12 protein-coding genes are annotated in these 11123 nt (G+C 23.3%); 8 read left to right on the top strand and 4 right to left on the bottom strand.

The window, feature by feature from the left end:
- A partial coding sequence (locus tag JG677_RS05360; protein WP_325099556.1) for a type VI secretion protein IcmF/TssM N-terminal domain-containing protein occupies positions 1 to 1158 on the bottom strand: 1158 nt, incomplete at its 3' end.
- 111 nt (positions 1159 to 1269) lie between these two features.
- On the opposite strand from JG677_RS05360, the gene JG677_RS05355 reads away from it, so the two are divergent.
- Complete coding sequence (locus JG677_RS05355; protein WP_200170393.1) at positions 1270 to 1782, top strand: Hcp family type VI secretion system effector; 513 nt, start codon at positions 1270 to 1272, stop codon at positions 1780 to 1782.
- Positions 1783 to 1787: 5 nt separating this feature from the next.
- On the opposite strand, the gene icmH is transcribed toward JG677_RS05355, so the two are convergent.
- From icmH to tssJ, 3 genes are read right to left on the bottom strand one after another with little or no spacing between them, the layout of a single operon-like run.
- Entirely contained in the window at positions 1788 to 2558 is a 771-nt protein-coding gene (icmH, locus tag JG677_RS05350; RefSeq protein ID WP_200285547.1) for a type IVB secretion system protein IcmH/DotU, read from the bottom strand.
- Between the two features lie 9 nt (positions 2559 to 2567).
- The gene (gene tssK / locus JG677_RS05345; protein WP_200285545.1) at positions 2568 to 3950 is read right to left on the bottom strand and encodes a type VI secretion system baseplate subunit TssK; all 1383 of its coding nucleotides are present in this window, start codon (positions 3948 to 3950) and stop codon (positions 2568 to 2570) included.
- Between the two features lie 9 nt (positions 3951 to 3959).
- Positions 3960 to 4331 carry a type VI secretion system lipoprotein TssJ gene (tssJ, locus tag JG677_RS05340; RefSeq protein WP_373563806.1) on the bottom strand — a complete coding sequence of 124 codons (372 nt, stop codon included), beginning with the start codon at positions 4329 to 4331 and terminating at the stop codon, positions 3960 to 3962.
- A gap of 32 nt (positions 4332 to 4363) precedes the next feature.
- Between tssJ and pheL the strand changes: the two genes are divergently transcribed.
- The 7 genes from pheL to tssG all read left to right on the top strand — a co-directional run bounded on the left by pheL (position 4364) and on the right by tssG (position 10728).
- On the top strand, positions 4364 to 4408 hold the full coding sequence (gene pheL, locus JG677_RS09085; protein WP_373563805.1) for a pheA operon leader peptide PheL: 45 nt from the start codon (positions 4364 to 4366) through the stop codon (positions 4406 to 4408).
- A gap of 79 nt (positions 4409 to 4487) precedes the next feature.
- Positions 4488 to 5732, top strand: coding sequence for a type VI secretion system domain-containing protein (locus tag JG677_RS05335; RefSeq protein ID WP_200285543.1), 1245 nt, complete (start codon positions 4488 to 4490; stop codon positions 5730 to 5732).
- A gap of 56 nt (positions 5733 to 5788) precedes the next feature.
- Entirely contained in the window at positions 5789 to 6274 is a 486-nt protein-coding gene (tssB, locus tag JG677_RS05330; protein ID WP_200285541.1) for a type VI secretion system contractile sheath small subunit, read from the top strand.
- Position 6275: 1 nt separating this feature from the next.
- The gene (tssC, locus tag JG677_RS05325) at positions 6276 to 7727 is read left to right on the top strand and encodes a type VI secretion system contractile sheath large subunit (protein ID WP_200170399.1); all 1452 of its coding nucleotides are present in this window, start codon (positions 6276 to 6278) and stop codon (positions 7725 to 7727) included.
- Positions 7728 to 7730: 3 nt separating this feature from the next.
- On the top strand, positions 7731 to 8108 hold the full coding sequence (locus JG677_RS05320; RefSeq protein WP_200170400.1) for a GPW/gp25 family protein: 378 nt from the start codon (positions 7731 to 7733) through the stop codon (positions 8106 to 8108).
- On the top strand, positions 8108 to 9826 hold the full coding sequence (gene tssF, locus JG677_RS05315; RefSeq protein WP_200285539.1) for a type VI secretion system baseplate subunit TssF: 1719 nt from the start codon (positions 8108 to 8110) through the stop codon (positions 9824 to 9826). The genes JG677_RS05320 and tssF overlap by 1 nt, the downstream gene beginning before the upstream one ends.
- Positions 9823 to 10728 carry a type VI secretion system baseplate subunit TssG gene (gene tssG / locus JG677_RS05310; protein ID WP_200170435.1) on the top strand — a complete coding sequence of 302 codons (906 nt, stop codon included), beginning with the start codon at positions 9823 to 9825 and terminating at the stop codon, positions 10726 to 10728. Before tssF ends, tssG begins: the two co-directional genes overlap by 4 nt.
- Positions 10729 to 11123 lie beyond the last annotated feature (395 nt).

Raw genomic sequence — 11123 nt, 5'->3', positions numbered from 1 at the left:
ATATACTCCTCTTAAATAAGAATTATTTTTAAAAGTATCCTTACTTTGAATTTGTAAAATAAAATCTTTAATTAAGGCGAGTAAATTATCAAATTGTTTTAAAAAAAGATAAATCTTGTTTTTTTCTTCTAAGGAATAAATAAATTGATTTTTATTCATAAAAGCATAGAGTAAAGCAGAGCTTAATTCTTTAAAATCTTTATCTAAATTTATTTCATTTATTTCTTCTAAAAAACTAATACCCAAGGCTTTATTTGAAATTGTTTCATTAAAAATTGCAAAATATTCTCTCATGCCTAATAAAAGATCAATTTTTGAAAAAACTATATAAATAGGCAATTTTAAGTCTAAAATATCCTCAATCTCATTAATTCTTTTTCCAAGATAATGTAAAAGATTTTTAGAATACTCTTTAGTATTGCTTAAAAAAGCTTGAGTATCTATTACTAAAACAACACCATTTAATTTATTGTAAAAAAATTTTCTATTTAAAAAAAATAAAAAATTTTGCCAAATATTTTGCTTGATTAAAAATTCTTTATTTTTAACAAGATCATCTTCTGGCAATTCATCACTTCTTAAAGGCTTAAAAAGCTCTTCTTGAGAAAAATATTTTCCTTCAGTATCAAGCAAAGCACCTTTTTTTGAAACATAAAGAGCAAAATTATTGGTTGATTGGTGTAATTTTTTATAAGAATTTAAACTATCACTTAAAGGATATTCCATATTAGAATAATTGATTAAAGAACTTTTTCCAGCACTCTCTTTTCCTATTATTATAATTAAAGGGAGTTTTTTAATTTTTAAATTTTTAAAAGTATTTTTTGCATTCTTTAATATAATAAAAAAATTTCTTTTAGCTCTATATAAAAAAATACTAGCTTCTTTTTTTAATCTTTTAAATTTTAATCTTTTTTCATCTTTTAGAGAAAACAACAATTTCATTAAAGGTTTTAATAAAAAAAATAAAAAAATGATTACCCAAGTTATAGCAATAATAATTATTCTTAAAAAAGCATCACTAAAAATATAAAAATCATTAAAGGCTATTAAAGAACCCCAAAAATAAAACAAAAAACTAAGTATCAATAAAGAGATTGAAAAAATTATAAACATAAACCATTTAGATTTTAAAAATAATATCAGTTTTTCAAACATAAACTATCCTAAAAGGTAATTTTGTAACATTTTATAAAATTTTTACACAATTTATAATAAAGTATAAAAAATATTGCTAGAATAATAAGTATTAGATTTAAAGGAGTTATTATGGCACAACCAGCATATATAAAAATAGAAGGCTCTACCCAAGGACTTATTTCAAGTGGCGCCTCTACTGAAGCAAGTATAGGCAATCGCTATCAAGCAGGTCATGAGGATGAAATTATGGCTCAAGAAATCTCTCACGTAGTAACAGTGCCTGTTGATCAACAAAGCGGACAACCTTCAGGACAAAGAGTACATAAGCCCTTTAGTTTTACTTGCTCTTTAAACAAAGCTGTTCCATTACTTTATAATGCCTTAACTAGCGGTGAAAGACTTCCTAATGTTGAAGTGCATTGGTTTAGAACTTCAACAAGTGGAGGACAAGAGCATTTTTTTACAACCAAATTAGAAGATGCAATTATTACAGATATTACCCTTATTATGCCAAATGCTCAAGATCCAAACAATCATAATAAAACTGAACTTTTTAAAGTCTCACTCAATTATAGAAAAATTACTTGGGAACATGTGGCTGCTGGAACAAGTGGCGGGGATGATTGGAGAGAAAAAGCTTAATTAAATTAATTAAGCTTTATGCTTTGATTAAATTCATTAATTATTAAATTGATTTCTTCTTTTACTTTTAAATTATTATCATAAAGATCTATTAAAGAATATAAATAAAAAAATAAAATAAAAACAATAGGCAAAATAATAAGAGTTTTTTTAAGATATAATCTTTTAAATTTCTGATAAATATTTTCTTTAATTTTATTTTCGTAAGCTTTAGTAAAAACTAATTGTTCATCTACATTAAACAACGGGGTTAAACTTGAACTTATATTATTTAAAAAATTAATTATTTTTTCTTTAACATTTTCATCATTTGAATATTTTCCTTGATAACCCAAAACCAAAAGTGCATAAATAAATTCAAGATAATCTTTATTTTTTAAAGGATCACTTAACCAATTTAAAGCTATATCATAAAAATTATTTCCGCCTAAAGCTTCATCAAATAAACTAATAGTTAAAGTATTATTTGCCCAAGAACTATTAATAAAAATACTATTTTTCATAAGCATCTCATCAATAAAAACACAAAGACAATATCTTAATTTAACTATATCTTTTTCCTCATATTCTTTACAAGCACCAAGTTTTAAACTCCAAGCTAAAATATCATTAATTAAATCATCTTTAAGATTTTGCATAAGATTTAAATCAATAGAATTCAATTTAGATAATCTAAAAACAAGTAATAAAAGCTCTAAAGAATAATCAATTACTTTATTGTTTTCAAGTCCTTTAAAATTTGAGCTTAAAATCAAACTTAATTCTTTTTCTTGCATTTTTTTGCCTTAAAAAAGAGCCCACATTTTAATATCGGCTTCTTTAATATTATTAGTTAAATAAATGCTTATTACATTTTCGCCTTTAAAATCTTTAAATAGTTTATCCTCTTTATCTAATTTATAATAAACATAACCATTTAAATAAGGGATATTAGAAGGAATATTTGGAATTTGTTCTATATTTAAACCTTTTAACTGAGTTGCAACAATTTCTTTAATTTTGCTTTGAGTATAAATTTTACTTTGGGATTTAAAATTACGCAATAAATATTCATAACCAACGCTAGAATGCACTGCTAAATAAAGTTCACCCTGCTCTAAAATTGAATCATTATCAAATAATAAATCATAAAAACCATTGCCATTATTTATAAGTTTAGCCATACTATATTTAGGAGAAGTGATTTTTGAAAATAAAACTCTTATATGATTAATAAGTGTAATAAAAGTAGAGCTTAAATCATTATGATTATAAGCTATAAATTCTAATTCTTCTTCATTGCTTAAAGCATATAATTCCCCTTGAAATTCTATAAGTTTCTCATATAAAAATTCAGGATGAATTTTTTCTTTATTATTGATATAAGAAAAGATTAAATACCATTTTTTTAAAAGATTTAAAGTTAAATAAGTGCTAAAATCTAAAGTATTTTTAGTTTTATCTATGCTTTTAAAGATATTTTTAAAAGTGATTTTGTGCTGATTAATTGCATAAAGGATTTGGTTTAAAAAAGATTTGATAATATTTATTTTATTTAAATTAAGACAAGTTGGAATAAAATCTTCATCAAGCTCTATATTTTTATGTGCTGAAATATTTTTAATTTTACAAATAGGAATTTCAAGTTCATTAGCATTTGCATTTCCTAAAATGCCTAATTTTAATCTTAAACTAGCAAGTGCTATATTCATTTTATCTTGTGTAAAAGTAGAATTTCTTATATCCTCATCTTCTTCAAAATCTTTAAATTCATTATTACCATCATAAATTTTAGAAGCTATAATACTTCTTATAGTTTTATATTTAAGTTCTAAATCATTATGAAGAGCAATATCAGCCAAAGCCTCATTGGTTAAAGAAGTTTTTAAAACTATAATAGGACTATTTAAAGTATTAAAATCAAGCTCTAATGGCTCTGGTAAAATATCTTGCATTGGTGCATCAAAAATACTTCCATCACGTGTAATACCAGATACTTTTTTTAGAGCAATTTTTCCAAATTCTAACATCTCTTTATCAAATTCTAAATCAATAACACCATATAAAGCATTAAAAAGATGGATTGTTTTTGTATTGATATTGCGCTCTATATACCTTTCTTGTTGCTCAAAATGAATTTTATCTATACTTAAACCATTAAACCAAACAACCTTTAATTTATCTGCCATTTTCTTTTCCTAAAGCTTTTTAATACCTTCTTTATTGATTTCAAAAATAAGAAGTTTATTTTTTCCAAAACCTTTAGCTTCTTTAGTGCTTGAATAAATTTTAGAAATTGTGCCATTAGTATATAAAACAAGCACTCCTATAAAAGGAGTTTCATCATCTTTTACCTCAAGAGCTAAAGTTTGCTCTTTAGGAGCTAATTGAAGCCTTAAAGAATCAATTTTATCTTTAGAGAGTATTTGATCTTGGCTTATTAAATCAGCATTATTGCTTTCTTTAAATTTAGTAATATCTTTTAATTGATAAATAATTATTGTAAGAGGAACATCATCAAAACGTTTATTTAAATTGGAATTTTCTTGATTAATTATTTTTATACCTATAGTGCTTGAACAAGCATTAAACAGTAAAAAGCATAAAGTTAAAAAGATTTTTTTATGCATTTTTCTTTATCCTTTAAGATTTAAAGCAAGTAAATTAACATAATATTTTTTAAATTTTAATTATAATTATAAAAGTTAATAGAATTTGGAGCATAGATGACTTTTTCAAAAAATATAAATACCAATTTTACACAAGAAGAATATTATGAACTCCTAGAAGATCAAATGTCTAAATACCAAACTCTAAATCATGAAAATATTCAATGGGACAAAGTTTATGAATACGCACTTAATCTTTTAAAAAGCAAAACAATTGATATTAAAATTTGCAATTATTTTTCTTTAGCCTGCTTATATCTTGATGATATGAAAGCTTATGAAAATTTATTAAAATTGTTTAAGCATTTAAAAACTTTATTAAATTCTAATACACTAACACAAGATGAAAAAATATTAAATTCTTACAAAAAAAGATTAGAAAATATTATAAAAAATTTTATAAATAATTTTAATAATAAAAAATTAAATATTAGCTCTAGCATAGCTTTAGAATTTAATGAAACATTTAAAGAATTAGAAAAAAGTTTATTTACTTCTTTTATAGCATTAAATATACAAGAAGATAAAATACAAGATAATCAAGATAAAAAAATAAATTCTTCTAATAATGAAGAAATACAAAAAGAAAATATTGAATTTTTAAATGATAGAGCTTATAAAACTTATTTTAATGATTTAGCCTTTAAACTTTTAGCAAATAATATTGACAATTTAAGAGCTTATGCATTGTTTATAGAAGCTTGCTGGGGAAAAATTGAACATTTACCCTCTCATCAAAATTTTATCACATTGATTGAAAGTCCTAATAAAAATTTAGAAGAACTTTTACTTAAAGAATCATCTAATCTTTTAGAACATATTAAACTTTTTATGTCTCATCTTGCTTTAAATCCTTTTTGGTTTAAAGGATTTAAAATGTTTTGTGAAATGTTAAAAAAGCATAAAAAACACAATATAGCAAATTTTTTATGTTCTTTAATTTATGATTTTATCAATCGCTTTAAAGAGCTTTTAAAGCTTAAATTTAGTGATAATACTCCTTTTTGCGAAGAAAAATTATTAAATTATTTTTTTAATAAAGAAGAAAATACAAAAACTAATACATCTAAAATACAAAAAGATTTAAATCAAAGTCTTATAGATATTGATAAAAATTATGATGATTCTTTATTTACAAATTTTAATTCTTTAATTGAAATGGCTGAGCTTTTTGAGGAAAAAGGTATGAAATACAATGCTAAAATTCTTTATATGCAAATTAAAGATTTAATGGAAAAAAAGCTTTTAAAAGATTATTTAGATAAAGAATATGAAAAAATAAAACTAAAAACTCTTAATTAGCTAATATTTATTTTTAATTGTTTATAATATTTTAAATTTAAATTAAAGGATAATTAATGTCTGAGGGATCAAATGCTCCAAAAGAGCGTATTAATATTACTTATAAAGCTAAAACAAATGGACAAAATGCTGATGTTGAATTGCCTTTAAAATTAATGATAATGTCTGATTTAACTGCAAGTAAAAATAAAAAGAATTTAGAAGAAAGAGAAATACTTTCTATTAATAAGAACAATTTTGATCAAGTGATGCAAAAATTAAATATTAATACCACATTTAGTGTAAAAAATACTCTAAGCAATAATAATGAAAGTGAATTAAATATTAATCTAAATATTTCCAATATGAAAGACTTCTCTCCTGATAATATTATAAAGCAAGTTCCAGAGCTTAATAAACTCTTGCAATTAAGAGAAGCTTTAATGGCATTAAAAGGACCTATGGGAAATATACCTGATTTTAGAAAAGCTCTTTTAGAAGCTTTAATGGATAAAAGCTCAAAAGAACAATTACTTTTAGAAATCAAAGAAGAAAAGGAATAAGATGCAAGATAAAACACTCACACCTTCTATAATTGATACTATTATGGAAAAAACAAAATATAATAAAAATGATGAGAGTTATGCTATAGCAAAAAAAGGTGTTGCTGAGTTTATATCTAGCATTGTTCAAAATGATAATGTTGAAGATAAAATTAATAAATTTGTTCTAGATGAAATGATTGCAAGGATTGATACTTTACTTTCTGAGCAAATGGATGAAATTTTACATCATAAAGAATTTCAAAAATTAGAATCTACTTGGAGAGGAATTTCATTTTTAGTTCAAAGAACTGATTTTAATGAAAACATTAAAATTGATTTGTTTGATATAAGCAAAGAAGAAGCTTTGGAAGATTTTGAGAATAATCTTGATATTACACAAAGCATAGTTTATAAAAATATTTATTCTGCTGAGTATGGACAATTTGGAGGAGAACCTGTTGGTGCTATTATAGGAGATTATGAATTAAGCACAAGCAGTTCTGATATGAATTTTTTAAATAAAATGTCCTCTATTGCTGCAATGAGTCATTCTCCTTTTATCACTTCCTTATCTGCTTCTTTTTTTGGACTTGAAAATTATGCAGAATTGGCTAATGTTAAAGATTTAAAAAGTTTGCTTGAAGGACCTCAATATACTAGATGGCATACTTTTAGAGAAAATGAGGATGCTAAATATGCAGGCTTACTTGTAACAAGATTTTTAACAAGAAGCCCTTATGATGATAAAGAAAATCCTATTAAAAGTTTTAATTACAAAGAAAATATCCACGCCTCACATGAGCATTTATTATGGGGTAATTCAGCCTATGCTTTTGCTACAAGATTAAGTGAAAGTTTTGCAAAGTATAGATGGTGTGGAAGTATTATAGGACCAAAAAGTGGAGGAAGTGTAAAAGATTTACCTACTTATTTTTATGAAAGTTTTGGGACACTTGAAGCTAAAATTCCAACAGAAGTATTAATTACAGATAGAAGAGAATTTGAACTTGCAGAAAATGGTTTTATAGCTTTAACTTTAAGAAGAGATACAAATAACGCAGCTTTTTTCTCTGCAAATTCGGCCCTAAAACCTAAGGTATTTGCTAATACTCAAGAAGGCAAAGAAGCTGAGATGAATTATCGCTTAGGAACTCAACTTCCTTATATTTTTCTTATCTCAAGACTTGCTCATTATCTTAAAGTTTTACAAAGAGAAGAAATTGGAAGCTGGAAAGAAAGAAGCGATATTGAAAATGGACTTAATGAGTGGATAAGACAATATGTATCAGATCAAGAAAATCCGCCTGCTGAAGTAAGAAGTAAAAGACCTTTTAGAGCAGCTAGCATCAAAGTTGAAAATGTAGCAGGAGAAGTAGGCTGGTATAAAATAAATCTTAGCGTACGTCCTCATTTTAAATATATGGGTGGTAATTTTGAACTTTCTTTAGTAGGAAAGCTTGATAAAGAATAATTAATGTCTTTTTTAGATAAAATTATTCACAATCTTGATGAACAAAATTCTAAAGCTTTTATAGAAAATAAATATGAAGATATTAAAAATAATATAAAAGCTTTACTTAATACCAAACTTGATGATTGTCTAAGTTTAAATGATTTGGGCATTAATACAGATTTAAATTTAAGTGCTAATGAACTTTCTTCTAATATGGCTAAAGAAATAAATTATTTAATTTCCAAATATGAAAAAAGAATAAAAATTATATCTATTAATTATGATTATTCCTTAAGTCCTTGGCAACTTAGTTTTATTTTAAAATGCATTGATGAAGAGATGAAAGAAATTAATTATGAAATTATTTTTAAAAATAATCGTTATTATGAGGTTTTTTGATGGATAAAGAAAATATTTTTTATTATCAAAAAGAACTTGATTATTTACATAAAAGAAAAGATCTTATTTTAGAATTTTATCCTAAATTAGCTCCTTTTTTAGATAATAATTCTAAAGATCCTGATGTAGAAAGAATTATTGAAAATCTTGCTATTTTAACTTCAAGAATTCACAAAGAATTAGATGAAAATATTCCTTATATAGCGCAGTCTTTAATCAATATACTTTCCCCAAATTATACAAATCCTTTACCATCTTTATGCTTGCAAGAATTCGCTTTTGAAAAAGATGCTAAAGAAAATAAAATTTTAATTCCTAAATCAAGCATACTTAAAGCCAAACCTATAGATAAAATCGAATGCGAATTTAAAACTGCTTATGATGTTTATCTTTATCCTTTAGAGATTGAAGAAGTTTCTTTAAATAATGAAAAAAAATATCATAGTATGGATATAAAAATAAAAATCAATAAAGACAATACAAAGCTAAGTGATTTAAATTTAGAAAGAATTAATCTTTATCTTGGAGATGAAATTTATGTCTCAACCACTTTGCTTTTATATATTCATCTTTATCTTAAAGAATTTAGTATTATCTTAGAAAATAATGAAGAAATTAAATTAAATCCTCATCAAATTAAAACTATGGGTTTTAATAGTGATGAAAGTATTATTAAATATAATGATTTGGGTTTTGAGGCGTTTTCATTATTAAGAGAATATTTTTTTATTCCTCAAAAATTCAATTTCATTGGTATTGATAATTTAAGTATTTTCAATAATATATCAGATTTAAGTTTTACTTTGCGTTTTAAATTCTTAAAAGCTTTGCCTAAAGAATGCATACCAAGAGCTCATATGTTTTCTTTAGCAACAAGCCCTATTATTAATATTTTTGAAAAAAGTGCTGAACCTATTATTAATGATCATACTAAAGATGCTTATAAAATATTTATAGATAGAATCAATCAAGATGCCTATGAGCTTATAGAAGTAACACAAGTAAAAGCTCATAGTAATATAGGTGAAGTAAAAATGCTAAAAAACTATAATAGTTTTGAAAGATTTTCTATGCAAAATAAAGATAATTTTTATTATGTAAGTTCTAAATTTGATTCTAAAAATAATTCTTTTAAAGAAATCTCTTTTTTTACTCATAATGAAAATTTTATAGAAACAATAAGCATTAATACTTTATGTTCTAATAAAAATTTACCCTTAAAATTAAAAATAGCAGATATTAATCATTTAAAAGATTTTAAAAATATTAAAACAAAAAATATTACTCTTCCAAGTGCTTTAAAAGAAGTTAAAGTAGATGGAACTTTACTTTATAAATTAGTAGCATTGCTTTCTTTTAATTATCAAAGCTTATTGAGTAAAGATAGTTTTTTAGCTATCTTAAATGCTTATAGTTTTATGGATGATAAAGAAAATAAAAATATATGTGAACTTTTAGAAAAAGCTATTATAGATATAAAAGCAAAAACTATTTATTCTTCTTATCATTTTAGTAAAAGAGGGACTTTATGTATTATAGATATAGATGATTCTTGTTTTTATTCTTTAGGGGATATTTATAGATTAGGTTTAGTTTTATCTAAATTCTTTAGTTCTTTTACAAGTATTAATTCTTTTTTTAAATTAAAAATCAAATGTTTAAAAAGTGAAGATATTTTTACTTATCCTATTATAAATGGTAATAAGGAGTTGATGTGAGAGATGAGTTTTTAGGGTGTGAGTTTTATAGTGCAATTAGAAAACTCCTTAAAACTTATAATAAAAAAGATATTTTCTTAAGAGCAAATCCTAGTTTAAAGCATCCTAATAAAGAAATTGAAGCTATTAAATTTAATAAAAAAAATCAACAAGTTTTAATTGAAATAATAGTTAATTTTATGGGATTGCAAGGAAGCACCTCTCAATTACCAAGCTATATGTTAGATAAACTATCAAGAAGCCAAAATAGCTCAGAATGGACCTTATTTTTTGATTTCTTTAATCATTATATATTATGGCTATTTTTTGAAAGTAAAAATTTAAGAAATTATGCAAGATCTTTTAAGGAAGATTTTAGTGATACTTTATCTAAAGTACTATTCTCTTTGCTTGGAATTGAAAACAATAATATTGCCAAAAAATACTTACAATTCGCTCCTTTACTCTTAAGTTTTAGACGCCCAAAATATTATATTGAAAAAGCTTTAGAGAATAATTTTAATTTATATAATAAAATAAGCATTATAGAAAATATTCCTCATCAAATTATAATTCCATCATATGAAAAAAATAAATTAGGTTTTAAAAATAATATTTTAGGAAATAATTTCATTCTAGGAGAAAAAATTACATCTTATAATAGTAAAATAGCTGTTTATATAAAAAATATAGAATACGAACAAGCTTTAAATTTTTTCCCAGGAAAAAAATTTCATCAAGAACTAAAAGAAAGTATCATTTTTTTAACCAATAATGAATTTGATACAGATTTATATTTAAAAATTAAATATAATAAAAAAATGGGCTTTACTTTAGGGGATAAAAGTTCTGCAAAGCTTGGCTTAGCAAAAGTATTAAAAAGTCCTAAAAACTCTTATAGTTTTATATATATTAAATTATAATTTTTTAAATTTGTCTTATAAAATAAAAACTACAATAAGCTTAAAAATCATATTAAATCAAATAAAAGATGATTTATAGACTTTAATTTTATTTTGCATAAAGAAGCAAATTTGAAAGATAAAGACTTTGTTTTATTTACGTTTTTAAATATAATGCAAAACTTATCGAATAAATCAATATATCTAAATTTTTAGTATTTAAATTTAAATATCTACGAATATCAAAAAACAAAGAAGAAAAGGGTATATGTTGAAAATAATGTAATAAAATATAAATGGGAAAATCATTAAATAACCAATGAAAATTATCTTAAGTACTAAAGTTTTGATGATGTAAAATTAAACAGATACTTTGATAGAATATATAGACTAGAAAATTATAAAATTGTATTTAT

The organism is Campylobacter sp. TTU-622 (assembly GCF_016598965.1).
Classification (GTDB): Bacteria; Campylobacterota; Campylobacteria; order Campylobacterales; family Campylobacteraceae; genus Campylobacter_D.
The sequence above is the reverse complement of the archived record's forward strand: the minus strand, read 5'-3'. Positions and strand labels throughout refer to the sequence as shown.